Below are 26,658 nucleotides of genomic sequence, written 5' to 3'. Positions count from 1 at the left end.
TCCCTTCGTGGGTGGAAAAGCTAGGCTCCCGCGGGACCGGGCGCTTCTGGCACTTGTCACAGGCGGGAGGGTACGGCGACGCTCCCGATCGTTGCCGCTTCCTTGCCGGTTTCCGGAAGTTTGCAGGCGTTATTGCGATCCAGTTGCATCTACTCGCTTTATCTGGCAGCGGGGCCGCATGACCTTAGACCTGCTTCCCATCGGCCAGGGCGCACGCATCGTCGCCGTGGACTGGTCCGCACTCGTCCAGGAGGAAGCGAGCCGCCTGCGCTCGCTCGGGCTGGAGGAAGGAGCCCGCGTGGCCGTCGCTCACCGTGGGATCCTCGGGTCGCGCGATCCGATCGCCATCACGGTGGGCCGCATGACCGTAGCGGTGCGGCGGGTCCATGCGGCCGCGATGGAGGTGGAAAAGCTGTGAGCCGTCAACGCAAGGTCGCGCTCGTTGGAAATCCCAACGCGGGCAAGAGCGCTCTGTTTAACGCGCTCACCGGCGCGCGCCAGAAGATCGCGAACTATCCCGGCGTCACCGTAGAGCGCAAGTCGGGCCGTTTCGTGCTGCCCACCGGCGAGCCCGTGGAGATGACCGACCTCCCGGGCGCCTATGGCCTCGATCCGACCAGCCCCGACGAGGAAGTCACGTCCAAGGTCATTCGCGGTGCATTCGCCGGAGAAGCGGTGCCCGATGTTTTGGTGATCGTGCTCGATGCCTCGAACCTCGAGCAGCACCTCGTCTTCGCGCAGGAAGTGCTGGCGCTTGGCAAGCCCAGCGTGATCGCGCTTAACATGGTCGACCTTGCCGAGCGGGATGGGCTGGTCCTTGATCCCGCGGTCCTTGCCGAAGAGCTTGGCGTGCAGGTGATCCCCACCGTCGCCGTGCGCCGGCGCGGCCTTGCCGAACTGGGCGAGGCGATCGCTTCGGCAGGAGAGCGGCACCCCGGGCCCGGCCTCACCCGGATCGGCGCCACCGAGCGCAGGGTCGCGGCCCACGCGATGGCGGCCGCGGCTGTCCTCTCCGAATCCAAGCGACACCGCCTCCATGCCAAGCTCGACCAGGTGCTGCTGAACCCCTGGCTCGGGCCGCTGATCCTGCTTGGCGTGCTCTTCGTGGTGTTCCAGGCGGTGTTCGCCTGGGCGACGCCTTTCGCGGACGGGCTCGATGCAGCCGTCTCTGCGCTTCACGACGGGGTCGCCGCGGCGCTTCCCGAAAGCCTGCTGCGCGATCTCCTGACCGATGGCATCATCACCAGCGTGGGATCGGTGGTCGTCTTCCTGCCGCAGATCGTCATCCTCTTCGCCTTTATCCTCGCCCTCGAGGCTTCGGGCTACATGGCGCGCGCGGCGTTCCTGATGGACCGGATGATGGCGCACGTGGGCCTTTCGGGGCGTAGCTTCATCCCGCTGCTCTCCAGCTTTGCCTGCGCGATCCCCGGGATCATGGCGACCCGTTCCATCACCGATCCCAAGGACCGCCTGACCACGATCCTGATCGCGCCGATGATGACGTGCTCGGCCCGCCTGCCGGTCTACGCCGTCATCATTGCGGCGTTCATCCCGAACACGAACGTGGGCGGTGGGGTCGGGCTGCAGGGCCTCGTTCTCTTCGCGCTTTACGTGGCCGGGGTGCTGGGAGCGATGGCGGTGGCGCTGGTGCTGCGCCGCTCGATGACGCGCGGCGCGGCATCGGGCTTCATCATGGAACTGCCCAAGTACCAGATGCCGCGCCTCAAGGACATGGCGATCGGCCTGTGGCAGCGCGCCTGGATATTCCTGCGCCGCGCGGGCACGATCATCTTCATGGTGACCGTGGTCCTGTGGGTCATGCTGAACTTTCCCAAGGCCGCACCCGGAGAAAGCCAGGTCGATGCCTCTATCGCGGGCAAGGTCGCCAACGGCCTCGCCTACGTCGTCAAGCCGATTGGATTCGACCGTGACATGGCGCTGGCCCTGATCCCGGCGATGGCCGCGCGCGAAGTGGCGGTCTCCTCGCTCGCGCAGACCTACGCGGTGGATGCGGGCGACGACGAGGAGCAGCAGGCGCTCGAACTGGGCGATCAGATCAAGGCGCGCTGGACCCTGCCGATGGCGCTGGCGTTCCTTGCCTGGTTCGTCTTCGCGCCGCAGTGCATGTCCACGATCGCCGTTACCCGGCGCGAGACCAACGGGTGGAAGTGGCCGGCGTTCATGCTGTTCTACCTGTTCGCCTTGGCCTATGTGGCGGCGGGCGCCACGTACTGGATCGCGGTGGCGGCGGGGCTGTAGAAAAACGCCGTTGCCTGACTCGCACCGGCGCCCGGCATTCGCTAACCCGAACGCCGAAATTCGAAGGAAAGCGATTCCCGCATGGCAGGCAGTGTCAACAAGGTCATCATCGTCGGAAACCTGGGCGCCGATCCCGAGGTGAAGTCGTTCCAGAACGGCGGGCGCATCGCGAACCTGCGCATCGCCACGTCGGAAAGCTGGAAGGACCGCGCCACCGGCGAGCGCAAGGAGCGTACCGAGTGGCACTCGGTCGTTCTGCAGTCCGATGGTCTGGTCGGGGTTGCCGAGCGTTTCCTGCGCAAGGGCTCGAAAGTCTACATCGAAGGCCAGCTGCGCACCCGCAAGTGGCAGGACCAGAACGGTAACGACCGTTACACCACCGAAGTCTCGGTGGGCGGCGTCGGCGGCGTGCTGACCATGCTCGACGGTGCGCCCGGCGGCGGCGGCGGCGGTGGCCAGCGTGGCGGCGGCTGGAACGAAGGCGGTTCCGGGGGTGGCTCCGGCGGCGGCTTCTCGGGTGGCAATCGCTCGGGCGGCGGCGATGACTGGGGTCGCTCCGGTGGTTCGGGTGGCGCTGCAGGCGGTGCTTCCAGCGGCGGGAGCGACTGGGGCCGCACAGGCTCGTCCGGCGGCTTCGGTGACGATCTGGACGACGATATCCCGTTCTGATCGGCCGTATTCAGGCACATCAAAGAGCCCCGGCCCGCACGCGCGCGCCGGGGCTCTTTCGTTGCAGGGCGGTAGCGGCTCAGTTCAGCTCGTAGCGGGCCACGTAGCCCAGATGGTCGGAAAGCGCCCTGCCGCGCGCGCCGCCCAAAGGCACCTCCAGTCCCTTGAGGCGCAGCGCGCCGCGATAGAACTGCTTGTCCTTGCCGCGCTTCCGGATCGCCGCGACGTCCGCGTGCAACTCGGGCGCGCAGCTTGAGCAGTCCGCCAGGGCGCTCGCTTCACGTCCTCCGGGAACGAGGTCGCGGGCGGCCAGGATGCGGGCCTTGTCCTTGCCGATGTTGAAGTCGCCGCCGAAGACCAGATCGTCGCCCGGATCGACGTTCGCGCTGATGAAGTCCCTTGCCGCGCGGGCCTGGCGGGCGAAGGCGCGGTTCGCGCGCTCGGGGCCGACGCCTGCCGCCTTGCGGGCGTTGAAGTGCGTGTCGGCAATGGCGAGCGGCCGCTCCCGGCCCGGCACGGACACCCAGGCGATCACGACGCCTTTTGCGGCCAGACAGTCGAACCCTGCACACATCGTATCGGGGAAGACCATGCTGCGAACGCGGACGATCGGAAGGTCCGAAAGGATCACCAGCCCGCTGTCGAGCCACCGGCCCATGCCTTCGCCATGGATCCACGATGCCTGCTGCAGGAAGGCGTCGCCCGCCCCGTTCGGCTCCAGCTGCGTGTCCGCATCCGCGCCGGTCACGACGTGGGCGTAGCCAGCCCGCCGGGCGATCGCTTTCGCCTCGGGCGTGAAGGCTTCCTGCAGGACGATCACGTCTGGCTGGCGACCGGCGAGACGCAGCTCGCGCAAGGCCTCGCCGATGCCGGCAAGCGCCGCCGGACGGTCCTGCGCCAGGGGGAAGGGCAGGCCCTTGACGTTGTAGGTCATGACCGAAAGCGTGCCGTCGTCTACCATGGCGGGAAGCGTCGGCCACTCCGGCGCTGCGGCGGGCGAGGGCCGCGACAGGTTCAGCACGGTGACGGCCGCAAGGGCCGCGATGGACATCTTCGTCAGGCGCTTCACGCGGTTCGTTCCCCCCGAACGTTCGCAGCAGCAGTGTCGCTGCCGCCTCGTAGGGGAGCCGTGTGAAAGTGGAGTTGCGGAGCCGTGAAGGTCCGGTTGCAGTTTCCTGAAGGTCTTGCGTCAACGGTCCTTCACGGAGGCCAATTGCCGCCAGTCCCTGCTTGCCGTCAGTCCTTGCCGAGCTTCAGCCCCTTGAGCGCCGCGAACCCGCCCTGTTCCTCCGGCTTGCCGATGCCCGCCGCCTTGCGTGCTGCGTCCGCCTGCGGCCCGGTCAGGAACGGGTCGATGGCAAGTCCCAGGCTTTGCGTCACCGCTTCGCCCAGGTCGAAGTGCGATCCCGAATATTCGATCTCGTCCCATTCCTCGGCCGAAAGCTCGACTTCCTCGTCGGCGCCGTAGACGGTGGCTTCGGGCACGAAGCGGAAGAACAGCGCCTCGTCGACGGAGACGTCCATGTCCTCTGCCGACACGGCGCAGGGCTGGACGAAGTCGGCCTGCAGCCGCCCACGGGCCTCTACCACGCGGTCGTGGCGGTGGAGTTCGAGCTCGGCGACCATCCGGTCGATCCGCACCAGACCGAACCGCGCGGCAATGGCGGCGCGCTCGGCCTCTCTGGGTTCGAGGCGAGGGGCCTTGCCCTCGGCCTGCCGGACGTCGAGCATGTGGGAGTATTCAGGCGCACCGGCCCGGGCATTGTCGTTCATCGGCTGATCCTTGCCGCCATGAGATCTTCGAAGGAGAGCGAATCGATATCCGCGTGAAGCCGGCGCACCTCGCGCTTGAGCCAGGCCATGTCCGCGCCTGGCGAGAGGGTAAGGTTGCGTTCGAGGACCTGGGCGAGAGCGACGTCGTCGTGGCCGGCAAGCGCTTCGCGAAAGGCGCCAATGCGCCCGCCAAGCACGCTCATGAGCCTGCCCATGCGCTTGCCCACGCCAAGGTCGCCAACACCCGACTGGCGAAGCTGACCGTCCATGTCGTCCACGAAAAGCTCGGTCAGACGCACGGAAGGTTCGATCAGGCGGTCGTCGCCCCTGACCCCACCGTTGTCACCACCGTTGCCACCGCCCGCCGGAGCATGCTTGTCCCGCTCCATCCGCAGCATTACGAGCGCCAGGACAAGGGTCACGGCGTCGAACCGGCCGGGCACGGTGTCGGCCACGCCCCCTTCCGCGTACCAGGCCCTTTCGCGCGCGATTTCGACCACCCGGTGCCAGAGTGGGCGGACCGCATCGCGGGAATCGGGGCGCTTGCCCAAAAGGCGGGAAATTAGGGACACGGTAACGCGCAGGGCCTTTCGTTGGAACGCCTGCTCAAGCACTTGTTCAGCCGCAATTCAAGCGGCACGCCGCAACGCCCGGCGTGCTGGCGCACAACGACCATTGCACGGCGGCATCCGGGGCCTTAAGGCCAAAGGCGATATCGACCCCGGCGGCTGCGCGAACGCCAGTCCGCCTGCGGGTCACCAGGGTTTTGGAGTGTTTCAATGCGCAAGGTGGGTCTGAAGACCGGGTCAGCCAGGATCGCCATGGCGAGGATCGTCGTCGGAGGCGCTGTCCTGGCGCTGGCAGGTCTTGCCGGGGGCTGCTCTTCCATTCGTGACCACCGCGGCTACCTTGCCGACCAGTCGCTCGTCGACTCGGTCCAGCCCGGGATCGACAACCGCCAGTCGGTGGAAAAGACCCTCGGCCGCCCGACGTTCGAAAGCCAGTTCGGCCAGAAGGACTGGTACTATCTGTCGCAGACCGTGAAGGCTCCGCCCTTCCGCAAGCCGCGCACGGCCGAGCAGACGCTGCTGCGCGTGCGCTTCGATCAGGCCGGCAACGTCGTCGGCGTCGACAAGCGCGGGATGGAGCAGGTGGCGCGCATCGATCCCGATGGCCACACCACGCCCACCCTTGGGCGCGAGCGCGGCCTGCTCGAGGATCTGTTCGGCAACATCGGCGCGGTGGGCGCCGGCGGCATGGGCTCCGCCCCGCAGGGTCCGGGGCCGAACGGCAGCTGATCCGGCTGATACGGGTAGGAAGCGCGCGGGCACGGCTCGGGCGCTTCTTGAACCTTGCGGCGGCGGGCATATATCCGCGGCCATGAACAGCAACGGGGCGAGCCACGGCCTCATCGAGTGGCACGGGACGACCATCATCGGCGTGAAGAAAGGCGGCAAGACCGTCATCGCGGGTGACGGTCAGGTTTCCATGGGCAACACGGTCATGAAGCCGAACGCCCGCAAGGTTCGGCGCATCGGGGAAGGGGGCAAGGTCATTGCCGGTTTCGCCGGCGCGACGGCGGACGCTTTCACTCTTTTCGAGCGGCTGGAACGCAAGCTGGAGCAGTATCGCGGCCAGTTGATGCGCGCCGCCGTCGAACTTGCCAAGGACTGGCGGACCGACAAGTACCTGCGCAATCTCGAAGCGCTGATGATCGTCGCTGACGCCGATACGCTCCTGGTGCTTACCGGCAATGGCGACGTCCTCGAACCCGAAGGCGGCATTACCTCGATCGGCTCGGGCGGGAACTACGCGCTGGCAGCCGCCCGCGCTCTCGATGCCTACGAGGACGACGCCGAGGTGATCGCGCGCAAGGCCATGCAGGTCGCCGCCGACATCTGCGTCTTCACCAACGACCGCGTGACGGTCGAGACCGTCTGAGCGGGAACCCACACATGAACGACAACCTGACGCCCAAGGCGATCGTCGCGGCGCTCGATGCGCACATCATCGGACAGGCCGAGGCCAAGAAGGCCGTCGCCGTCGCGCTGCGCAACCGGTGGCGCCGCCAGCGCCTTTCCGCCGACCTGCGCGACGAGGTGACGCCCAAGAACATCCTCATGATCGGCCCGACGGGCTGCGGCAAGACCGAGATCAGCCGCCGCCTGGCAAAGCTCGCCGACGCGCCTTTCGTGAAGGTGGAGGCGACCAAGTTCACCGAAGTCGGATACGTCGGCCGCGATGTGGAGCAGATCGCGCGCGATCTCGTCGAGGAAGCCATCCGGATCGAGAAGGAGCGCCGCCGCGAGTCGGTGCGCGAGGCGGCGAGCAAGGCGGCGATGGACCGCCTGCTCAATGCCCTGGTGGGCGAGGGGGCGTCCGAAGCCACGCGGGCGGCCTTCCACCAGCGCATCACCGAAAACGCCATGAACGACACCGAAGTCGAGATCGAGGTGGAGGACAGCCCTGCCGGCCCGATGGAAATCCCCGGCATGGGCGGCTCGGTCGGCATGATCAACCTTGGCGACATCATGGGCAAGCTTGGCGGCAGCCGCATGAAGCGCCGGAAGATGAAAGTGCCCGACGCCTGGGACAAGCTGGTCGACGAGGAATCGGAAAAGCGGCTCGACCAGGACGATGTCGCCCGCGTCGCGCTGGTCAACGCCGAATCCAACGGGATCGTCTTCCTCGACGAGATCGACAAGATCGCCGTTTCCGACGTGCGCGGCGGCTCTGTCAGCCGTGAAGGCGTTCAGCGCGACCTGCTGCCGCTGATCGAGGGCACGACCGTTGCGACCAAGTACGGCCCGATGAAGACGGACCATGTCCTGTTCATCGCCAGCGGCGCCTTCCACGTCGCCAAGCCGAGCGACATGCTGCCCGAACTTCAGGGGCGCCTCCCGATCCGCGTCGAGCTGAAGGCGCTGACGGAAGAGGATTTCGTGCGCATCCTTTCGGAAACTCGCGCCAACCTGATCGCTCAGTACAAGGCGTTGCTCGGCACCGAGGAAGTGACCGTCGAAGTTACTCAGGGCGCGATCGGGGAAGTCGCCCGTATCGCGGCTCAGGTGAACGAAAGCGTCGAGAACATCGGCGCCCGCCGCCTGCAGACCGTCATGGAAAAGCTGCTCGAGGAACTGAGCTTCGAGGCCGAGGACCGCAAGGGCGAGACCGTCACCATCGACGAGAGCTACGTTCGCGAGAAGCTCGACGGGCTGGCGGGCAATTCCGACCTGTCGAAGTACATCCTGTGAAGCGCGGGCCGGGACGATGCCGCGTGCGTCGTCCCGGCCTGCGCCGAAGCAATTTCGTTCCTTGAATGTTCCTGCAAATCGCGTAGCTTTCCCGCGAAGGAGATTCGCGATGACGCTTGAGGGTGGATGCCAGTGCGGCGCGGTGCGCTACCGGATAGAGGGTGAGCCGGAGCATGTGGCCCTTTGCCACTGCGCGGATTGCCGCAAGTCCTCCGGTGCGCCGATGGTGGCCTGGGCGGCCTACACGACGCCTGAATTCGCGGTCACCGCGGGCACGCCGTCCGTCTACAATTCGAGCGGGGCGGCCATGCGGCACTTCTGCCCGGCATGCGGCTCCGGGCTCTACTACGTGAACGAGGCCTACCTGCCCGGGCTTGTCGACATACAGGTCGCAACGCTCGACGATCCCGATGCCTTGCCGCCCCAGGCGCACATCCAGGTGGCGGAGCGCATCGGCTGGATGAAGGACATCGCCGCCCTCCACGAGTTCGACCGCTTTCCCGGGTGAACGGCGATCTCGAATTGACCCGCGACGGCGCGCAGCGTCTTTCTGCAACGCGCCTTTGCTGATCGCGGCAGGTTCACACAGGATCGGTCGGGTTCCTGCCGCGCGGGCGGCGGAACTGGCAGCGGGGTTTCCGGTCCATGCCTGCCTGGCGGAGGCCGGTGACGGCTGGATCTATCACACGCCCATCCTGCACGCCTCCGATGCCGCACGGCCCGGCCGACGGCGGCGGGTGCTGCAGGTGGATTACACCGGGCAGGACTTGCCAGCAGGGCTGGAGTGGCTAGGCATCTGACATCGGCTATCAGAAAGACACGACCATGTACCAGACTCCGGAAGATCGCCCAATCTACCGCCTCCTGACCGGCGCCGACGATCGCGCCTTCTGCGAGCGGGTGTCGGAAGCTCTCGCCCAGGGCTGGCGGCTTTACGGCTCCCCCTCGCTTGCATGGGACACCGCCGAGAACTGCATGAAGGCGGCGCAGGCAGTGGTCTGGCATGAGGCCGACGTCTTGAAGTGAGAGCCGGGCGCCGTAGCGGTGCCCTTCTACCGGTAACTTTTCACCTGCTGCGATGCCTGCTTCGTTTGCGGATCGAACACGCTGTCCGGTTTTTGCGCAACGCTGCAGTTTCGGTGCTTTCGAGTGCTTGCGCCCGCGAACCTTCTGCGCTTCAAGCCTGAGCATCGACATTTCGGCAGCGCGCCCGGGAAGCGGTACACTTTCCGCCAGGGCATTTCCTCCGCTGCCGAAGCCAGGAGAAAAGCCAGATGAAGAACCGGCTCATGGCCGCCGCCGCCCCTCTCGTTCTTGGCGCCGGCCTGCTTGGAGGTATTCCCATGACCGCGCATGCCCAGACCACGCGTCCCGCTGCGGCGGCCGAGTATACCGGCCCCTTCGCGCAGCCCAGCACGCTGCCGCTCCACGCTCCGGACTTCCGCCTCTACAAGGACGCCGACTGGCAGCCCGCGCTCGAGGCGGGCATCGCCGCCAAGCGCCGCGAGATCCGCGCCATCACGGTCGTCCGCTCCGCCCCCACGTTCGAGAACACGATCGTTGCGATGGAGCGCGCGGGCACGCTTTTCGACCGGGTCTACGCCGTCTTCGGCCAACTGACTTCGGCCAACACCAGCGATGCGCTGGACGCGATCGACACCGCGATCAGCCCGCAGGTAAGCGCGCTCAACGACGACATCTATCTGGATGAGGCGCTGTTCGCGCGCGTGAAGGCGGTTCACGACAGCCCGGCCGGCAAGGCGCTCACCGGCGAGGACGCCATGCTGCTGGCGACCACGTACGACAAGTTCGTCCACCGCGGCGCGCTGCTTTCGGCCGCGCAGAAGGGCGAACTCAAGGCACTGAACCTCGAGATCGCCAAGCTCGAGACCGCGTTCTCGCAGAAGCTGACCACGGCCACCGCCGCGAAGGCCCCGCTGTTCGACACCGCTGCCGAGCTGGACGGCCTTTCCGCCGGAGAGATCGCCGCCGCCGCCAAGCTCGCGAGCGACAAGGGCCATCCGGGCAAGTACATGCTGGCGCTGGGCAACACCACGCAGCAGGCCGCGCTCACCAGCCTGACCAACCGGGCCTCGCGCAAGAAGCTCTGGGACGCGAGCGTCAACCGTACGTCGGGCGGCGACGCCTACGATACCACGGCGATGGTCACCCAGATGGCGACGCTGCGCGCGAAGAAGGCAAGGCTCATGGGCAAGCCCGACTTTGCGACCTACCAGATGTACGATCGCATGGTGAAGACGCCTGCACAGGCCATGGAGTTCATGAAGGGCTTCGTACCGGCTCTTCGCGCCACGCAGGACCGCGAGGCGAAGATGCTGCAGGACGCCGCGAAGGCCGAAGGGCAGAACATCACGCTCGAGCCTTGGGATTATGGCTACTATGCCGAAAAGGTCCGCAAGGCCCGGTTCGATCTCGACGAGAACCAGATCAAGCCGTACTTCGAGGTGTGGCGCGTTCTGGAAGACGGCGTGTTCTTCGCTGCCAACAAGACCTATGGCCTGACCTTCAAGCGACGGACGGACCTGCCGGTCTATCATCCGACGATGCGCGCCTATGAAGTGCGCGATGCCGACGGCAGCGAACTGGCGATCTTCTATTTCGATCCCTTCGCCCGGTCCAACAAGCGGGGCGGCGCGTGGATGAACAACTTCGTCGAGCAGTCGTACCTGCTGGGCGAGAAGCCGGTCATCTCCAACACGCTCAACATCGCGCCGCCTGCGGAAGGCCAGCCGGCGCTTGCCAGCTATGACGACGTGGAGACGATGTTCCATGAATTCGGCCATGCGCTGCACGGGTTCTTCGCGAGCCAGAAGTACCCCTCGCTGTCGGGCACCAATACCGCGCGCGACTTCGTGGAGTTCCCCAGCCAGTTCAACGAGAACTTCGCCACCATTCCGGCGGTGCTGAACAATTATGCCAAGCACCACGAAACCGGGCAGGTGATCCCCGAGGCGCTCGTCGGCAAGATCAAGGCGGCGTCCACCTTCAACCAGGGCCTTGGCCTTGGCGAGACGCTTTCGGCCGCGATGATGGACATCCAGTGGCACCAGCTCTCGCCCGAGGAAGCGGCACAGCCGCCCATGGCGTTCGAGGCCAAGGCGCTGGCCGCGACCGGGCTCAACACCGACCTGATCCCGCCGCGCTACAAGACCCCGTACTTCCGGCATATCTGGGACAACGGTTACGCCTCGGGCTACTACTCGTACATCTGGACCGAGATGCTGGCGCACGATGGCTGGGCTTGGGTGGAAAAGAACGGCGGCATGACCCGCGCCAACGGCGATCACATCCGCAAGTCGTTCCTGGGCCAGGGCCACACGAAGGACTTCGGCGAGCTCTATCGCGACTTCACCGGCCATGACCCGCAGGTTCAGCCGATGCTGGAAGCGCGCGGTCTCGCCGCGAAGAAGTAAAGAGGGGAAGGTGAGGGCGGGCGACGGCGAGAGAGCCGGCGCCCGCCCCGCTGCCTGCCGATCCAGCCGCTACAGCGCGATCTCGCGCGTCACGCCGATGTTCTGAAGGAACCGGGCGTCGTGGCTCACCACCAGCAGTCCTCCGTCATAAGCGGCAAGCGCTGCTTCGAGAGCCGCGACGGTGTCGATGTCGAGGTGGTTCGTCGGCTCGTCGAGGATCAGCAGCGGGGGCGGTGCCGGATTGCCGAGCGCGCAGGCGAGCGCCGCTCGCAGCATTTGCCCGCCGCTCAGCGTCGCGGCCAGCCGGTCCCCGCCACCCGCGCGAAAGCCGAAGCGCGCGAGTGCGGCGCGGCAGGCATTGCCGCTCACGCCGGGATTGATCCGCCCGAAGTTCTCCGCCAGCGTCGCCGCCCGGTCGAGCAGGCTCACGCGCTGGTCCAGCATCGCAAAGGCCACATGCCGCGTGGCACGTCCCGCCAGCGGTGCCAGTTCGCCGGCGACGACGCGCAGCAGCGTGGACTTGCCCGATCCATTCGCGCCAATGATGGCGACCCGTTCGGGCCCGACCATCGTCAGCGAGACGTCGCGAAGCACGGGCGCGCCCCCGTATCCTGCGGTCACGTGCTCCAGCGTCAGTAGCCTCTGCGAGGGAGCGAGGCCGGTGGAGGCAACCGCAATGGCCAGCGGCGGCGTCCGCTCGATCCGTTCGCGGGCCTGTTCCACGGCACGGTCGACTTCGCCGCGCTGCCTCTCGGCGAGCCGCACATTGCCTGCGCCGCTGTTCTGGGCCCGCTCTCGCCGCGCGCCCATGAGGATGCGGGGCATGCCGCCGCGTGCGGCATTGCGGCTTCCCGCAGCGTCTCTGCGCTGCTGTCGCTCGGCCGTGACCTGTGCCTTGCGAGCCGCTTCGCTGCGCGCGCGTTCGGCAACGGCGAGATCGTGCCGGGCCCCGGCCAGCTCGATTGCCTTGCGCTCGCGGTAGTGGCTCCAGTTGCCGCCGAACCGCGCCGCGCCAAGCTTGGTCAATTCGACGATCGCGTCCATCTCCTCCAGCAGTTCGCGGTCATGGCTGACGACGACGGCGCCGGCACGCCATCCCCGCAGCATCTGGATGACGGCCCGCCGTCCATCGCGGTCGAGGTCGTTGGTGGGCTCGTCCAGCAGCATGAAGTCGGGGCGCGCCAGCAGCATTCCCGCGAGTGCGGCGCGCGTGCGTTGCCCGCCAGAAAGATGAGCAAGCGGCGTCTCGGGCGGCGCTGCCAGCCCCATCTGCGCCAACGCTTCCTCGACCCGGGCGCCCAGCGACCAGTCTGCGGCATCAAGCTCGTCGAGCGTAGCGGTTCCCGCCTCGGCCCGGCGCAGAAGGGCAAGGTCGCCGGCCACGCCGAGCAGGTCGGCCAGGGTCTCGCCGGGTTCGATCTGCACGATCTGGCGCATCGCAGCGATGGAGCCATGCACTGTCACGGTGCCTTTGGCAGGGATCAGCTGTCCGGCGACAAGCTTCAGGAGCGTGGACTTGCCGACGCCGTTGCGCCCTACGAGCCCTGTTCGCTCCCGCCCGAAATCGAGCGTGAGATCATCGACGACGCGCTGGCCGTCAGGCGCAGACCATGTGAGATGGGAAAGGGAGATCGAAAACGCAGGAGGCGTGGCAGGCATGAACGTGGCTTTCGCTGGCGGCAAGGCGGGGCGGCTTTGCAGTCAGGAAGATGTCCATGGCGCGTACTCCTTCGCGGGAGCGCGCAGGCATAGTCGAACACAAGCGGCGGCACAAGCACACCGTACAGGCACACCGCGCAAGGGTGCGGGAGCGGCGGCTCAGCGGCCGCGGGCCATCCGGGCAACAAGCTCACGCCCGGCAGCGCGGTTGTGCTTCGCTTCCTCTGCAACCGAGCGCACTTCCTCGGTATAGCCGGCGAGGCGGATGGCACCGATCTTCTCGGCATGCACCGATACCTGATCGGCAAGGCTCGTAGCGATCGTTTCAACCTCTTCGGCCGGAGCCTTTGCAAGGATCCGCGCCACGATGTCGTGAAGCGCGTAATGCGCCCCCTCCAGGTGCAGGATGGCGTCTTCGAGGGCTTTGATGCGTTCGCGCATGATCGACGATCGTCTCTGGTAAGGCTGGGCGGAGTCTGGCGCGGCCGTTACAACCGATTGCAGCTGAGTGCAATTGATCTGGATCAAGGCACGCGTAATTCCAGTCATGAAGCGGGGATGAGAGGTGCGCCTTCCGCACCTGCTTCCGAGATGTTCCGTTTCCGGAACGGAGGACTTGCCCGCCAGCCTTGTTGAAGGCTAGGGCATGATCCCCCTCAACTGTACTCTTACTGTCTGATTATGCGAAAAATATTGTGCCTGCTGAACCGCCATCAACCTCGCAAGGGCAGCGATCGATGGAATGGTAGTGTCTACGTCCGCGAGTGCACGTCCTGCACCCGTTACATCGTGCGGGACAGTTTCGCGCGCAGATGGGTGGCCGTGAAGTTCGGCGAAACCCGCCGCTTGAAAAAGGCCCGCTGAGGCCCCGGCGGCAGCACCGGTCGGGGGCTGCCGCCGCGCAGGCGACAGGCTCTGCCGCCAGCATCGGTGCGGCACGCGAAAGCCGCCGATTCGCGTACGGCTTCGGCCAAGCAGCGTATGACCTGCGGCCCGGGGAGCGCCCTGCGAATTATCTGATGTGGGAGAGAAGGCAGGCTCACCCTTCACGAGTGACGGAGCCGGGCCATCTAGAAGATGTTGGCTCCCCGAGTAGGTCTGCCAGAAGTGAGGATTTCTGCGGGTTTGAGAATGTCTCACCCGCAAACTTGACCGACGGTAGTCTGCCGAGTCCCGAGGCTGCTGTCTCACCAATTTTCGACGGTGGTCAGCATGGCTGATCACACGAAAATTGAGTGGACTGACGCCACGGCGAATGTGGTCAATGGCTGCTCGCTCGCATCCCCCGGCTGTACGAACTGCTATGCGATGCGACTTGCGGGTACCAGGCTCCGCAATCACCCGAGCCGGAAGGGCCTGACCACACAGACGAAGGCTGGGCCGGTCTGAAACGGTGAGGTCCGCTTCCCCGGATACGATGCAATGGATTGCTTGATGATCCGTTGCTTGATCTGGGCGTCAGTGTCGCGGGCGGCTGCTGGCGCAGCAAGGGAAAGCGCTGCAAGGGCGCCGAGGAGTAGGTTGGCGTTTCTGGGGAGGGCGGTGAACCAGGCGAAGATCATGGCAGCTTTCCTCCCGCCTGATGCATGAAGCGCTGGACGTTCAGAACTGCTTGTTCCTCGAGCGAAGCAAGGTGATAGTCCTTCGCCGTCATGTCCTCGCCCGCCGCTTGGCGCATGGATTGGCTGGGCAGGTCGAGCATGGCGCACAAGGCGTGGTGAAGGGGATCGTGAGCCCGGTTCATCGTCTCGACGCTGACGCCCATCCAGCGCGCCATTTCAGCCTGATGCTGATCGAGAGACTGGCCCGGCTTTTGGCGGGGGTAGGTCACTGCCCGCCATCCTGACGCGCGGCACGGGCCTCATCGAACCATGCCTTCACAACCCACCCGACAAGCGGCCCCATCGTGGCCAGCACGGTGTTGACGAAGATCGTTGAGCCCTCTTCGGTCGGCACGAAGATAGCAAGCGCGCCGAAGCACAGGTATCCGCCGATCACGAGCACCGCGAGCCAGAAGTGATGCACGGACTTCATGCCCAGCCTCCCGACACTGCGGCATCCTGAAACTGCACGGCGTATCCCGCAATCATTGCCGCCCTGTCCGTCCCGTTGATGATGCGGCGGGCGTCCGTGAACTCAGCGACCGTGCCGCGCTGGCCAACGTAGTCCCCGAGGCTTTTGCCGGTGAACGCCCCGTCTTCCATGCCCTTCACCAGAATGAAGGCAGCGATGTCGGGGCGCATGACGAGCGAGAAGTCAGCCAGGATCGCGCCGCGCGGCAGCAGTCCGGCTTCGGCGACTGCCTTGTCGGCCCACTCGTAATTCGTGTCCCAGGTGAGCTGGACCAGGCCGCGACCATATTGCGCTTGCCCGTACTTCCCGGGGATGCCGTAGGGGCGGCCCTTGCCCTTGCCGATTTCCTCAATGGGCATCAGCCGGGCCTCGTGCCATGCGGTTGCAAGGCCATACGCCAGCCACCCGACGGGCCAGTGCGCGGCGGACGCGAGTAGCCCGTTGATCGTCTCGACCTGCGTGCTGTTGAGCGGGCCGGTGATCTTCCGGACGGCGGCGAAGAAGGCGGCAGGATCACCCATCGTGTGGACCTGCTCGCTGATGCCCAGCGCCTTGCCGATCGCCTTGAGGGTTGCAGGCCCCAGGATACCGTCGGCGGCCACCCCGACATGGGCCTGAATGGTGCGAAGGTCGGTCATGGTTTCACTCCTTCAACATTCGCGCGCACCCACTCCTGCAGGGCGGCTAGCCGGATCATCGCAGCACGGGCCTCTTCCGCTTCGGCCTCGCTCATCGGGCACGCGGCGGGTTCATCAGTTCTGGCGGGGGGCTTGGGAGCTTGCACACGCATGGGGGCGGGGCAGACTGGGCCTGCTTGCCCGCGCACGATGCGATCAAAGCGCAGGCGAACGTCAGCAAGACGATCTTGGTACTCAACGGGAACGTCCTTCCTCGGGATGCTGGCGAGGCGTGTCTCGAGATCCAGCATGCGGTTGTTCGTGATGGTCAGCCGGTGCGCTGCAACCTCCCGCTGCCACAGCGCGCGGTAATCGCTGGCGGCGCGCACATGGCGCATCCGGGCCGCCTCGGAAGCGATCAGCGCGCCCGCCAGGCACAAGATCATCAGCAGTGGGGCGTGCCTGCCAAGCCAGGTCAGAGCGCTATCGAGCATGGCCGCTGGCCTGTGCCCCCTGCTTCCCGCCGGTCACGATATCGAGCGTCGTCTCGATGCGGGCGAGGCGGCTGTCTACCGACTGCATGATGACCTGTGTCTGGTCGTACCGCGCTTCCAGCTTGGCGATGTCGGACGAATTCTCGTCCACCTGCTTCGACTGGATCGCCAGCGTCCAGAAGGCCGTGACGACGGCGACGACGAGCGGCATCCACTTGAGGATGAGGTCGCCCGGCGTCTGCCCCGTCTTCAACTCCGGATGGCGGGTGAGCACCTTGTCGAGCACGGCAGTGGCGATGCTCTCCGCCACCTTCATGCTCTGCTCGGTGTTGCCGGTTTCAGGCATGGGTCGACACGATCACGGGGTATAGCCCGCCAGCAAGTCCAGCCCCATCATCTTCCAAGCCGCACGCCACACCTCGCGAACGTCTGCGGGAGGCTCGCCTTGCGAGTTCATCCACTTGACGATGGCGATGCCAAACACGTCGAAGATGAGCCCGGCGTTGTTGTTGTTGCTCGTGCCTCCGACGTAGAACGGCACATCGCTCGTCTCGCCGCTGAACGTGCCGTCAGTGGTGGAAATCTGGCGACCGAACTTGTCGTTGAGCGTGGTCCAGCGCTTCGTCCCGAGATTCTCGGTGCTCCCGTACCAACCATGCCCAAGCATGAAGGGGGTGCCTACCGTGTAGGTCGCCGCTTGAGAGGGGACGGGGTAGACCGGAGAGTTGAAGGTCTCGTCATAGACCCCGCCGATGTTGGCGTTGTTGAAACGAGAGCCGAAGTTCCCCGTCGCCGAGGCCGTAGCAGGAAGGGTTACGGCGATGCCGGTCGTCGTCGGCACACCCCATCCCAGAAGCCCATGCGCAACGGTCCCGCTCTTGGAGATGATGTTGCCCATCAACAGGAAGCCGTATTGCTTCATGCCGGGCTCCGGCCTCGCGGAGTTTGGCAACTGGATACGTGGCGTAGTGCTTGCAGCAGACCCGGTGAAACGCAGAGCGTTGCCGGTGAGCGTCAGTCCCGCCACTCGATCAACCACGGCGGGGTCGCGGCCAAGCACAAGGTTTGGAAACTGCGTACCGATCGCAAGAGAGTCCGGGCGATTGCGACTATGCCGAAAGTCCCAGATGTCGCTGACATTCGGATACAGGTTCTTGAGTTTGTGGAAGTGGGCCAGTTCGCTTAGCGCAGCAGAATTGATGCCTGCCGTGTCGCCTGCAGCGGCTGCGCGAGCGGAAAGGCTGATGTTCGTTCCCCGCCTGATCATTGTGAGAGCACTCCGTTTGCGACGAGGACGGGCTTGATGACGTCCTTGTTTGCATAGTGGCCAGCGTTATTCGGATGAACGTCACCGCCATCGCCCTGGAAGATCAGGGATTGCGGAGGAACCCCGTCCGCAAAATCTTGCAGGTCTTGCGCGGTCGGCTCAGTTATATCTACGTCTCCGCGCGCGATAGCTATCGCAAGGGCTCCATTGGGCCCCGGATCAATCATGTGCGCGTTGGTGTCGGCCCATCGCTCGGGGCCAAGGTATGCTTTCATCGCGGCGTTGGCAGCATCGACCTGCGTTCTCGCAGCCATCCCGATTTTGTTCGAAGAGCGGCGATAAGGAATGTCAAAACCAATGAGCCGTTTATTGTATGGCTTCATCTTCGCCTCAATTCGCTTGAGGTCGGCAAGATTTACCACCGGGTCAACATTATTTCGCCCGATACAGACAATGTTGGTCATCGAAAGGCGAGGATCGTCGTCCGCGAGCGCTTCGTAATTGTCCGCGATCGCCCATGACGGCGACCCGGAAAAACCGAAATTGTAAACTTCGATACCTGCAGCCCGGAATTGCGGGTCCAGCCATAGGGCCAAAGGATACCCCGAACCCGCATTGAAGGAATTTGGAACCGATGCGCCGGAAAGCCCTGTGCCTGCAGCGTTCGCGGTGCCCCCATTCCCCGCAGAGATGCTGTCACCGTCGCCGCATATGTCGCTGGTGGATGTGCGCGGATATGCAATTTGCGTCCCGTCAGCGCGAATGTGCATCCGCTGCCAGCCAAGTCGCATGCCCATGTACTGCTCGAAGAACACAGACTGCTCGTTCGGAGACATCATGACGTTGCGGATATGGGCTGGCGTCGTCGTAAGCTGGCGATCCGCTCCGGTCGCAGGGCGCACCCACAACAGTCCATTGACGACGCGAGGCTCGTAGTTCGCGCTTTGGACCCGAGGCGTCGCCCAGCTTTTCAGCGGCGTCTCGTAGGGCCGATTTTGGTAATCGACAGCCGCGTCCATGATCCTGCCATCGATATCGATAGAGGCGTCAAGGAAAGAGGTGAAGTACGGGTCGTAGTTGGGAAGGAGCAAGCCGCTGGCTGCATCAAGAGCATCTTCCGTGGCCTCACGCGCCGATTCCGCCAGGGCCGCCTGCTCAGTGGAAATCTGCTCCCCCAAGCTCCCCACTCGCAGCAGCGCCCCGCCTGCCTGCTTCTCGTACACGCCAGCGTTCGGAATGGCCTCGCCCACCGTCGCCGCCGTTCCATCAAGGCGCACCTCGCCAGCAACGGCAGCGTGCGTTCCGGTGTCCGAGGTCGATACCGTCGTGCGCTGGCCCGTCGTCATGCTAGGGGCGAAGGTGTTGGCTTCGGAGAGGGTGGGGAAGCCGGCGGCGGCCACCGCATCGTTTCGGGCGGGCTCGATGATCGCGCGTACGGCGTCGGGATCACCGCCGGCACCTGCCGACACGATGTCGAGGTTGAGCGCGTCCAATGCAGCGCGGATCTCCGGCTTGATCGGCTCGTTAGCGCCCGAGGCCGGTATCCCGTCCGTCTGGAAGTCGCGGAAGGCTTGCTTGAGCGCTTCGGTGCCTGCGGTCATGTGTAGCTCCCGGTCATGTCTTCGACAAACCTGAGGGGCTGGCCCTCGGCATAGCCCATGCTGCGAGGCGCCCGCATGTCGCCGTCAATGCGCATGGTGCAGCGGGGAGTGGCGAAATCGATCGGGACGCCAGCGAGAGTTGCTTCGCGCAGAGGCGGGCGAATCGAGATCGTCGCGGTCGTCGCGGTCTGCGCCAGGATCTCGGCGACCTTGTAACAGCGCCAGCGCCAGTTCTCGTGATCTATGGCAAACCAACCCAGCGGATCGCCGTTGATGGCCGCCATGTTGATCTGGATAACGGTCGCGCGCAGAGGCGCATCGGCCGCCAGCGACACGTCCGTGCCGGGCGTGCTGTACAGGCTTTCATCGGAGAATGGGGTGCCGTCACTGTGAGGGACGCCGTCGAACTGGTACGCAGGCTGGTGGACCGCGTCACACAAGGGCACGATCATGGGCCGTAGGCCGCCGTCCATGTAGGCGTCGATCGCATCCCAAGCTCGCGCGACCTCGGGCTCATCGAGATCGAAGTCGTTGAACTCGACAACCACCCGGCCGCCGCCATCGGTCCCGATCAGCGTCTCGCCACCGCTCAGGGCAGTCCCGCCGCTGATGATGCGGCGATCAAGGTACGGTTCGTTGCCGTTGGGCGCGAACAGGCAGACGGGAAAGAGCTTCATGCGCGTGAGCATGGGTCACGGGCATGGCGCGGATTACCGCCATCACTGCTCGATGACGAGGACGTTAGCGACTGCACCGACCAAGAGGCTGACGAGGCCGGTAAGCAGCGTCGCTCCGCGGACCGTAACGGTGCAGCCGTCCTTCGTGACGTTGCTGATGGTTGTCGAGGTATCCCTCGAAAGGACAGCCGTTGTCGCCTTGAGCGGTACGACCACCGGCGGGGAGGAGAAGCCGGCCGACGCGAAGCTGATCACCGCGATACCCTTGGGCATTTGTCGGTCCGCTCGAGAAGGGCACGACGCGCTTCGACGCGTTGAAGTTGAACGCCTGGGCCTTTGTTGCGACATAGCCGGCGGTGCCGATGTACATGCCCGTGGCGGGCTTCGTGCCCTGACCGCCAGTCCAGTCCGCGACCTTGATGAGCGTGCGCGTGCCGTCGGCCTCACCGGCGAGCACGGGCGTCCAACCATTATTCCCCCCGGGTCCCGGGACTGTCGATGCCGCGCCCGGCGCCCCCGGATCGCCCTTGTCGGCCACATAGGGAGCCAGCTTCCCGCCTTGGGTGACCGCGCCACCGACCACGTTCATCTTGATCGCCATCACGTCACCGTCGCGCTCTGCGGGCCGGTCGGGGACGCCGCGACGCCCCCCGCACTGTAGGCCCGAACCCAGTAGTACCAAACGCCCGCTGTCACTGTGTCCGTGACCTGCTGAACCTGCCCAAGGCCGCCGGTGATGTCGCCGCCGATCTGGGCCGCCGCGCTGAACACGTTCGTTGTGCCACGATAGATGCGCACATAGCCGAAGTTGCTCGACGTTGGATTGCGCCAGGCGACCGTTGCCGAACCGGCGGCTCCGGTGGCGGTCAGTTCCGTAGCAGGGGCAGGGGCAAGGCTGGCCGTCGAGGTGCTGACGCTACTGGCCTCGGACCACGGCGAGACGCGCCCGTCACCCGTGGAGTATGCTACGGCCACGTCAACGGCTATGTCGACCGGCACGACGGACGTTACCAGCAGCGCTGCTGGTCCCGGGTCGACATCGCTGTATTCCTGCTCGTTCCAGCTTGCGTCCGTGGTGGCGCGCCAGCGAGCGTACCATGTGATATCGTCGCGATCATAGCCTTCGACCATGATGCGGATTCGGGCGCCGGTCGCGGTGCTGTCCAGTTCCGCCGCAGCAGTGGAGATCGTGGGCGTTTCCAGCGGCTGCGGGGCGACCCGATTGCCGATTGGGGCGGGCTCACCCTCTTCGGTTGCCGCGTTCCAAGCGTCGATGTTCGGGTTAGCGGCAATCCAGTCGAAGGTGACGCCGCCGGTCTGGAGGTTGCGGCGCAGACGCACGATCTCGGCAGTGCCCGAGAAAAACACCGTGCCAGCCTCCTCAAGGTGCAGCGGAATGAAGCGTTTGCCGCGGATCTTCCGGCCCTTGGCATTCGTAGTGACCGAGCCGCGATGCTGAGCCATGGTCTTCGCCATCAGGCGCTTGGCGAGGCGACGTGCCTGTCCGTGGCTCGGAACCGAGTTCTCTAGCGCCGTGGACTTGATCTCCCCGGCGGCGCTGATCGCATCCATATCCTGCCATGCGGTCGCATCCACCGTCGTGTAGTCGTGGTCCGCAGACAGGTAAGAGACGGCGATCTCGTTAAATTGGTCCTCATCGACGACACCATAGTCCCACGAATAGGACACGATCTCATCCGGGCCGATCAGGTCGTCAGGATCGGGATCGACATAGCGACCGGACCAGGCGACGAGGGCGCCATCGGCGCGCGGTGCCACGAAGCCGTCCCAGCAGGCCAGCAGGTTGCCGATTGTCACCTTGTGAGCATCGGTATGCTTGTGCGCCAGTGCGACGCGGTAGCGCTTTTCGGTGCCGCCTGCCTTGAGGGGGACCAGGCTGTCGCAATCGTCCGCAGCCGCCGTCCAGTATTCCAGCGTCGGCAGGAAGTGCGTGGCCCAATCCTTGTAGGCGCGGTTCATGTAGTAGTGCGCGGTGCAGAGCGCTGCGTTGTCGCTCCACTTCCATGTGTCGGGATCTTCCGGGTCTTGCGTGGGGTCGCGCCAGTCGAACACATGCTGGGCATCGACGACTATGGACAACACGTTCGCATCCGGCCCGCCCGCCGGATAGACATCGTTGAAGTTCTTCGCCTTGACCGGCTTGGAGATCATGCAACCCGTCACCACGCCGGCGCCGCGGTGATTGGCGGTCCAGACTGACGGAAGGCGAGAAATCAGTTCGGAGAATGCAGTCTCAGTCGGCAAGCCAAGGCGCGTGCCGATCTGGATGGTATCGCCACCCCCGAACTCACCGTCCTTCTTCTGCACCCACCCGCCGGTCACCGTGACTTGAATGTCGCGCAGATAGTGGCGCAAGATGCGGTAGACCTTGCCATCATGGAAGGCCCATGCATCGCAGGCGTATCCGTCCTCATTGGTCTGGTAGAGGATATAGGCGCCGTATAGCCTGACTGTGCCGTAGGCCGATACACGCGGGGGCAGAGCAGTCTTGATCGCGCGTTCCTGCTGCTCAGGTTTCGGTCCCTTGGGCTTGAACAGCGTGGCCAGGGCGAGGGCGGCGGCAGCGGCGATAGGCTGGCCTCCTGGAATGAAGGCGGCCACCACCGCCACGACCTGCAGGACGGCCCGGCCGAGACCCTTGTCGATGATGCTGAGGGGCGAGACGATCGCGCGTGCTACGGCCGCCATCATGCCCTCCAAATACTGAGCGGTTCGCCGACACCGAACATCGTTCCGTTGCGATGGACGCTGGCCCAGCGCACGCCGGTCCATATGCCGCATGTCTCGTCGGTGCCGTCATCGGTGGGAATAGACAGGATCGCGACGTCCCCTGGTTCTGGTGTCTCGACCTTGACGACATCGATCGATGCCATGCCCGCGGACCACAGCGCGAGTAGGCCGCCGCCGCGCCCAATGACGAGCTGTGCCTCGCGCTCGCTGGCGTACTGGATGCCGATCGCAGCCATCGGCGATCGATGCCCGCGCGCTACAAGGTAGCGGTCGAGCCAACGGCTGCAGTCGTGCTGCACATAATCGAACGGCGGGCAGGGCGCGCGCAGGAATTCGCCGAGCATCATCGGGGCCCGAACGTGCGTGAGGTGCCCTGATTGATGCCGGACACGTTCGAGAAGATGGCATCGGTCTCTGACCGGCGGCGCTGGTCCTGATCGGTGAAGTAGGCCATCGGCGCACGATTGCGGTTCGTGTCCTCGGTTCCGATCGATAGGGTGATGGTGCGTGAACGAGCATCGCCTTCGTCGCTCTGGACGCTGATCTTGTCCGCACGGAACACCGCCTCGTATTCCACTTCGACCAGCTGCCAGTTCATGTCGAAGCGCATCGTGACGAAGTGGACCCGGGCGTTCGTTACCTCTGCGGCCGCCTCAATCGCCAGCCTGATGACCTCGGTGGAAGCGCCAGAAAGCTGGATCTCGATGCGTTCGGCGGTGAAGTTGATGCCTTGGTCGAAGTCCGGCGCGTTGAGCAGTTCGCCGCCGCCGATGTAAAGCGCGGGCTCGCTTTCCACGATATCAGGCGGGACGATCAGGTCTCCATGACCGCTCCACATGCGGAACGGGTCGTCCGTTTCGATGCGGAGGGCGAAGCTCTCACGAAGCTGCATGTCAGCCCTTCAGCTGGTTATATTTGTTGATCGTGCCGGGGGCGGACTGCTGCCCGGCGGCGTAGGAAGCGGCTGCCGACTGGTTCGCCTGGCGCGCGGCGATCGGAGTGGCTACGCGCGCGGCGCGGCCATCGACCTTGCCCCAGAACTCTTCGGCGCCGGGACCATAGTAGTTCGTGATGTTCTGCTGGACCGGGGCGACCGATGCTCGCACTGCCGACGTTCCCGCCATCGAAGATGCGGCGCGGCTGTTCGCCATGGCGGCAAGGTTCTGCACGCCGATCCTGCGGACCGCATCGGCAGGGAACACGTACTCGCCCTTGTGGACGATCCCAGCGGGCTTGTTGGCGGGGCCATCGCCTGTGTAGCCGCCGTCCTGGAACAGGGCCGCGTTGTTGGCGATCGTAGACCCCACTGTCTGGTTCGCGGCTGCAATCCCGGACGAGCTCATGCCACCGATGCCGACGATGCTGCCGAGGCGACCGAGGAAGCCGCCGATACCGCCAGAGCCGCCGAGGAGTGCCTGCTGAGCGGCAAGCCGGATCACATCCCGGATGATGCCGTTGATGACCTCTCCGGCGATACCGCCGAGCTTCACATATTCGGCCGCCGTGTTCGCGACGCTGTCGCCAAGGCGGTCCATCGCAGCGACCTCGATATCCTCGATGCGGTCGCCCATGTTCTGAGCATCTTCCCGGACCTGCCGGCGGCGCTGCTCGAGCGGGCTTTCATACTGCCGGTTCGTGCGCTCGACGTCGTAGCTCTTCAGCTGATCAAGGATGCGCAGGCGCTGTTCCGCGATCTCTTTCTGGGCTGCCGAAGCCGTCTCGCTGTTGAGCACCGCCTGTTGTTCGGCGCGCTCCTGTTCGTAGCTAAGGTCGAGCAGGCGGAGTTCGATGTCCCGGCGAGCCTCTCGCGTGGTGACAAGGTCCGCCTGGGCGCGCAGCAGGTCGCTGTTGTCCTGCACCGATGCGCTGAACCGATCAAGGTCGTCGCGGCGCGCGTTCTCATCTGCGATGCGCTGGACGCGCTGGCGCTGGAGGTCAGCGATCTCGGCCACCGCCTTCGTGCGGTCGGCAAGCTCCTGATCAGTGATGCGACCTAGCTTGCGTTGCGTCTCGTACTCGGCAGTGCGCTGCTGCTTCTCGTTCTCGATCGCCTGTAGGTTGTAGGCTAGAACGTCTTCCGTTGCGACGGCCAGCGCTGCCTTTGCGGAGTTGATGTCGTCCTGCAGGTTGGCCGCATCGCGGGCGTTGCTGGCATCCTCTCGGATGGCGCGCAAACGCTCATTCTCGGCCTTGCGGGCTGCGGCTGCTGCCTTCCGCTTGTCCGCATCAGAAGACGACGCAGCGGTGGATCGTGCGGCAGGGGCTTGGCCAGCGCTGCGATTGGCCTCAGAGAGCTTTCCCAGCACGCGGCTGACGGGCGTTTGACCATTCGCCCGCTCAAGCCTAGTCTGTGCCGCCGACTGACTTTGCCGAAAGCGCCCCTGAAAATTGGTCTTCCCAGATGGCGATCCATAAAGCCGAGCGTTGATGTACTGCTCGAAAGGACTTTCCTGCTTGGCTAGTGCGCCGAGGAAGCTGTCTAACTGGCCAGCGGACTTATCGATGTCTCGCCGCAGATCGACGTTGGCCGATTGGCCATTCACATAATCAAAGAAGCCCTTCGCTTCCTCAAGAATCGGTTGAAACGCGCCAACTAGGCCTTCGATACTGGACCGGATTGCGATGCCCATATCAACGGCATCCTGCTCCAGATCCTTGAATCCATCGCTGCCATCGGTGATGAAGTTGGCCAGTGCTGTCGAGAACTGGCCGCCCCTGTCGAACCCGCCGAACGTGATGATCGCGGCGTTCTCGATCTGCGTCATCGCATCATTGAATGTGACTGGCAGTTCACGGAACTCAGCGTCGATGGTTTCGGTGTACTTGCGGTTCGTAAGGGCATTCAGCAGGACTTCCGAGGTCAGTTTGCCTTCTTCACCCAGTTCTTTGATCTTGCCGATCGGGAGGCCCATGCTCTCGGTTAGCAAACGAGCGAGGCGAGGCGCCGCCTCCAGCACTGAGTTAAGCTCATCACCCCTCAGCGCGCCGGCCGCCAGCGCTTGGCCGAACTGCAGCGTAGCTGATGCCGACTGGTTTGCGTCCGCGCCACTAACTTTCAGGGTTTTCGAGAACGTCTCGGTCGCTCGGGCAGCTGCCTCCTGATCCGCGCCAAGCTCCTTTGCCCCCCGCGAGAAGTTGCCATAGAGGGAGGCCGTCTCCTGCAAGCCGGAGCGGGTATCAGCGGCGATCCGACGAACATCCTCTTGCGCTTGTGCGAACGTGCCGAACCCCGCGGTGGCAAGGCGGAGTTGTGCATCCAGGGACTTAGCGGTGTCGGCCACGTCAAGAAACTGCTTGGCGAGCGCAACGAGCGAAACACCCGCTGCGAGTCCGGAAATCGAAGTTCCGATGCGGCTGATAGATCCGGCGATGGCTCCGGACGAACTGCGCATTTGATTTTCGAGGCTCAATATTGACCGCTCTTGCAGGCTTAGGCTCGCCTGAACCCGCCTGGCGGTCTGCTGCATGTCGGCATTGTATTTAGCGACATCAGCCCGAAGCTGGAGAATGACGGGGTCGATTTCTGCCATTCCTCCATGCTAAAGGGGCGTAGAGGGTGGTCTTACCGCCCGCGATCAGGAGGGTTGATGGCGCTTTTCAAGGTTCTCACGTTCGTCGGCGCGGTAATTGGCCTGCTGCTGGTGGTCGCGTCGTTCAGCATGAGTGCTCCGCAGCAGGGAGCGGCGGCGGCCGTCGCGGTGTTCTTGGTAATCGCCCCATATTGCGTGCACGGCGTGATGTACCGATCGCGACGGGACTGAAGCTGCTCGATGCCGAAGCGCTACCCCACCACTGAGGAAAAGCGTGAGCAGGGCCAAGCGCGCATCATGAAGATCGCGACGCAGTTTCCCGAGGCGCGTTTCAAGCCCCTAGCAAACAATATGGCGGCGGGATCCTGCAAGGCCTGCAGGGCTGCCGCCAGAAAGTCGTATATCGCAGCTGATGTGCCGCTGATGCCGCTGGATGGGTGCCCGCATCCAGATCAGTGCGTGGACAACTACCGCACCATAATGTAAGGTCGGCTCAGCGGCCGAGGTCAAGACCCAGACCCAGACCCGTCATTGTGTCTTCTATGCGCATCAACAAACCGCCGCAGCCGGCCCGCATCCATAGATCCGAGCCGGTCGGTC

General features: G+C 65.0%; 32 protein-coding genes. 13 read left to right on the top strand and 19 right to left on the bottom strand.

The window, feature by feature from the left end:
- The first annotated feature begins 178 nt into the window (after positions 1-178).
- From GR702_RS04830 to ssb, 3 genes are all read left to right on the top strand, one after another.
- Positions 179-418, top strand: a complete 240-nt coding sequence (locus tag GR702_RS04830) for a FeoA family protein (RefSeq protein ID WP_160984825.1) — start codon at positions 179-181, stop codon at positions 416-418.
- A complete protein-coding gene (feoB, locus tag GR702_RS04825; RefSeq protein WP_160984824.1) occupies positions 415-2,259 on the top strand; it encodes a FeoB small GTPase domain-containing protein in 1,845 nt (614 codons plus the stop codon). The genes GR702_RS04830 and feoB overlap by 4 nt, the downstream gene beginning before the upstream one ends.
- 81 nt (positions 2,260-2,340) lie before the next feature.
- Positions 2,341-2,928, top strand: coding sequence for a single-stranded DNA-binding protein (ssb, locus tag GR702_RS04820; protein WP_160984823.1), 588 nt, complete (start codon positions 2,341-2,343; stop codon positions 2,926-2,928).
- 79 nt (positions 2,929-3,007) lie between these two features.
- On the opposite strand, the gene GR702_RS04815 is transcribed toward ssb, so the two are convergent.
- From GR702_RS04815 to GR702_RS04805, 3 genes are all read right to left on the bottom strand, one after another.
- Positions 3,008-3,997, bottom strand: coding sequence for an endonuclease/exonuclease/phosphatase family protein (locus GR702_RS04815; RefSeq protein ID WP_337192522.1), 990 nt, complete (start codon positions 3,995-3,997; stop codon positions 3,008-3,010).
- A 167-nt stretch (positions 3,998-4,164) separates the two neighbouring features.
- Entirely contained in the window at positions 4,165-4,701 is a 537-nt protein-coding gene (locus GR702_RS04810; RefSeq protein ID WP_160984822.1) for a DUF177 domain-containing protein, read from the bottom strand.
- Positions 4,698-5,273 carry a ubiquinol-cytochrome C chaperone family protein gene (locus tag GR702_RS04805; RefSeq protein ID WP_160984821.1) on the bottom strand — a complete coding sequence of 192 codons (576 nt, stop codon included), beginning with the start codon at positions 5,271-5,273 and terminating at the stop codon, positions 4,698-4,700. The genes GR702_RS04810 and GR702_RS04805 overlap by 4 nt, the downstream gene beginning before the upstream one ends.
- A gap of 207 nt (positions 5,274-5,480) precedes the next feature.
- On the opposite strand from GR702_RS04805, the gene GR702_RS04800 reads away from it, so the two are divergent.
- The 7 genes from GR702_RS04800 (at position 5,481) to GR702_RS04770 (ending at position 11,389) form a co-directional block, all read left to right on the top strand.
- A complete protein-coding gene (locus GR702_RS04800) occupies positions 5,481-5,999 on the top strand; it encodes an outer membrane protein assembly factor BamE (protein WP_160984820.1) in 519 nt (172 codons plus the stop codon).
- Positions 6,000-6,081: 82 nt separating this feature from the next.
- Positions 6,082-6,642, top strand: a complete 561-nt coding sequence (gene hslV, locus GR702_RS04795) for an ATP-dependent protease subunit HslV (protein WP_160984819.1) — start codon at positions 6,082-6,084, stop codon at positions 6,640-6,642.
- A gap of 14 nt (positions 6,643-6,656) precedes the next feature.
- Positions 6,657-7,955, top strand: a complete 1,299-nt coding sequence (hslU, locus tag GR702_RS04790) for an ATP-dependent protease ATPase subunit HslU (RefSeq protein WP_160984818.1) — start codon at positions 6,657-6,659, stop codon at positions 7,953-7,955.
- A 109-nt stretch (positions 7,956-8,064) separates the two neighbouring features.
- On the top strand, positions 8,065-8,463 hold the full coding sequence (locus GR702_RS04785; protein ID WP_160984817.1) for a GFA family protein: 399 nt from the start codon (positions 8,065-8,067) through the stop codon (positions 8,461-8,463).
- A 55-nt stretch (positions 8,464-8,518) separates the two neighbouring features.
- A complete protein-coding gene (locus GR702_RS04780) occupies positions 8,519-8,755 on the top strand; it encodes a phytanoyl-CoA dioxygenase family protein (RefSeq protein WP_160984816.1) in 237 nt (78 codons plus the stop codon).
- Between the two features lie 25 nt (positions 8,756-8,780).
- A complete protein-coding gene (locus tag GR702_RS04775) occupies positions 8,781-8,981 on the top strand; it encodes a DUF1737 domain-containing protein (RefSeq protein WP_160984815.1) in 201 nt (66 codons plus the stop codon).
- A 248-nt stretch (positions 8,982-9,229) separates the two neighbouring features.
- On the top strand, positions 9,230-11,389 hold the full coding sequence (locus GR702_RS04770; RefSeq protein WP_160984814.1) for a M3 family metallopeptidase: 2,160 nt from the start codon (positions 9,230-9,232) through the stop codon (positions 11,387-11,389).
- 69 nt (positions 11,390-11,458) lie between these two features.
- Here the strand turns inward: GR702_RS04770 and GR702_RS04765 are convergent, their stop codons facing one another.
- Complete coding sequence (locus GR702_RS04765; protein ID WP_160984813.1) at positions 11,459-13,048, bottom strand: ABC-F family ATP-binding cassette domain-containing protein; 1,590 nt, start codon at positions 13,046-13,048, stop codon at positions 11,459-11,461.
- A 159-nt stretch (positions 13,049-13,207) separates the two neighbouring features.
- Positions 13,208-13,489 carry a hypothetical protein gene (locus tag GR702_RS04760; RefSeq protein ID WP_160984812.1) on the bottom strand — a complete coding sequence of 94 codons (282 nt, stop codon included), beginning with the start codon at positions 13,487-13,489 and terminating at the stop codon, positions 13,208-13,210.
- A gap of 771 nt (positions 13,490-14,260) precedes the next feature.
- Between GR702_RS04760 and GR702_RS04755 the strand changes: the two genes are divergently transcribed.
- Positions 14,261-14,437: a DUF5131 family protein gene (locus GR702_RS04755; protein WP_160984811.1), complete on the top strand. Its 177-nt coding sequence runs from the start codon at positions 14,261-14,263 to the stop codon at positions 14,435-14,437.
- Here the strand turns inward: GR702_RS04755 and GR702_RS22035 are convergent.
- The 14 genes from GR702_RS22035 to GR702_RS04690 all read right to left on the bottom strand — a co-directional run bounded on the left by GR702_RS22035 (position 14,386) and on the right by GR702_RS04690 (position 25,920).
- Positions 14,386-14,610 carry a hypothetical protein gene (locus tag GR702_RS22035; protein ID WP_202408073.1) on the bottom strand — a complete coding sequence of 75 codons (225 nt, stop codon included), beginning with the start codon at positions 14,608-14,610 and terminating at the stop codon, positions 14,386-14,388. The genes GR702_RS04755 and GR702_RS22035 overlap by 52 nt on opposite strands.
- Entirely contained in the window at positions 14,607-14,879 is a 273-nt protein-coding gene (locus GR702_RS04750; protein ID WP_160984810.1) for a hypothetical protein, read from the bottom strand. Before GR702_RS04750 ends, GR702_RS22035 begins: the two co-directional genes overlap by 4 nt.
- Positions 14,876-15,082: a hypothetical protein gene (locus GR702_RS04745; RefSeq protein ID WP_160984809.1), complete on the bottom strand. Its 207-nt coding sequence runs from the start codon at positions 15,080-15,082 to the stop codon at positions 14,876-14,878. Before GR702_RS04745 ends, GR702_RS04750 begins: the two co-directional genes overlap by 4 nt.
- Entirely contained in the window at positions 15,079-15,759 is a 681-nt protein-coding gene (locus GR702_RS22030) for a hypothetical protein (RefSeq protein ID WP_202408046.1), read from the bottom strand. The genes GR702_RS04745 and GR702_RS22030 overlap by 4 nt, the downstream gene beginning before the upstream one ends.
- Positions 15,756-16,232: a hypothetical protein gene (locus GR702_RS04735; RefSeq protein ID WP_160984808.1), complete on the bottom strand. Its 477-nt coding sequence runs from the start codon at positions 16,230-16,232 to the stop codon at positions 15,756-15,758. Before GR702_RS04735 ends, GR702_RS22030 begins: the two co-directional genes overlap by 4 nt.
- Positions 16,222-16,578, bottom strand: a complete 357-nt coding sequence (locus tag GR702_RS04730; protein WP_160984807.1) for a hypothetical protein — start codon at positions 16,576-16,578, stop codon at positions 16,222-16,224. Before GR702_RS04730 ends, GR702_RS04735 begins: the two co-directional genes overlap by 11 nt.
- A 12-nt stretch (positions 16,579-16,590) precedes the next feature.
- On the bottom strand, positions 16,591-17,499 hold the full coding sequence (locus GR702_RS04725; protein WP_160984806.1) for a hypothetical protein: 909 nt from the start codon (positions 17,497-17,499) through the stop codon (positions 16,591-16,593).
- Positions 17,496-19,100 (bottom strand): hypothetical protein, encoded by a 1,605-nt coding sequence (locus GR702_RS04720; RefSeq protein WP_160984805.1) that lies wholly within the window; start codon positions 19,098-19,100, stop codon positions 17,496-17,498. Before GR702_RS04720 ends, GR702_RS04725 begins: the two co-directional genes overlap by 4 nt.
- On the bottom strand, positions 19,097-19,777 hold the full coding sequence (locus GR702_RS04715; protein ID WP_160984804.1) for a hypothetical protein: 681 nt from the start codon (positions 19,775-19,777) through the stop codon (positions 19,097-19,099). Before GR702_RS04715 ends, GR702_RS04720 begins: the two co-directional genes overlap by 4 nt.
- Before the next feature lie 64 nt (positions 19,778-19,841).
- Entirely contained in the window at positions 19,842-20,378 is a 537-nt protein-coding gene (locus GR702_RS04710) for a hypothetical protein (RefSeq protein ID WP_160984803.1), read from the bottom strand.
- The gene (locus tag GR702_RS04705) at positions 20,378-22,486 is read right to left on the bottom strand and encodes a phage tail protein (protein WP_160984802.1); all 2,109 of its coding nucleotides are present in this window, start codon (positions 22,484-22,486) and stop codon (positions 20,378-20,380) included. The genes GR702_RS04710 and GR702_RS04705 overlap by 1 nt, the downstream gene beginning before the upstream one ends.
- Positions 22,486-22,872 carry a DUF6950 family protein gene (locus GR702_RS04700; protein WP_160984801.1) on the bottom strand — a complete coding sequence of 129 codons (387 nt, stop codon included), beginning with the start codon at positions 22,870-22,872 and terminating at the stop codon, positions 22,486-22,488. Before GR702_RS04700 ends, GR702_RS04705 begins: the two co-directional genes overlap by 1 nt.
- Positions 22,872-23,420 carry a hypothetical protein gene (locus tag GR702_RS04695; RefSeq protein ID WP_160984800.1) on the bottom strand — a complete coding sequence of 183 codons (549 nt, stop codon included), beginning with the start codon at positions 23,418-23,420 and terminating at the stop codon, positions 22,872-22,874. Before GR702_RS04695 ends, GR702_RS04700 begins: the two co-directional genes overlap by 1 nt.
- A gap of 1 nt (position 23,421) precedes the next feature.
- A complete protein-coding gene (locus tag GR702_RS04690) occupies positions 23,422-25,920 on the bottom strand; it encodes a tape measure protein (protein ID WP_160984799.1) in 2,499 nt (832 codons plus the stop codon).
- 195 nt (positions 25,921-26,115) lie between these two features.
- Here GR702_RS04690 and GR702_RS04685 point away from each other — a divergent pair, with 195 nt between their 5' ends.
- Both GR702_RS04685 and GR702_RS04680 read left to right on the top strand, forming a co-directional pair.
- Positions 26,116-26,289 carry a hypothetical protein gene (locus tag GR702_RS04685; protein WP_160984798.1) on the top strand — a complete coding sequence of 58 codons (174 nt, stop codon included), beginning with the start codon at positions 26,116-26,118 and terminating at the stop codon, positions 26,287-26,289.
- Between the two features lie 9 nt (positions 26,290-26,298).
- Entirely contained in the window at positions 26,299-26,544 is a 246-nt protein-coding gene (locus GR702_RS04680; protein WP_160984797.1) for a hypothetical protein, read from the top strand.
- Positions 26,545-26,658 lie beyond the last annotated feature (114 nt).

The organism is Novosphingobium silvae, assembly GCF_009856825.1.
Taxonomy (GTDB): domain Bacteria; phylum Pseudomonadota; class Alphaproteobacteria; order Sphingomonadales; family Sphingomonadaceae; genus Novosphingobium; species Novosphingobium silvae.
Note: the sequence above shows the minus strand (reverse complement) of the source record. Positions and strands in the feature narration are given on the sequence as shown.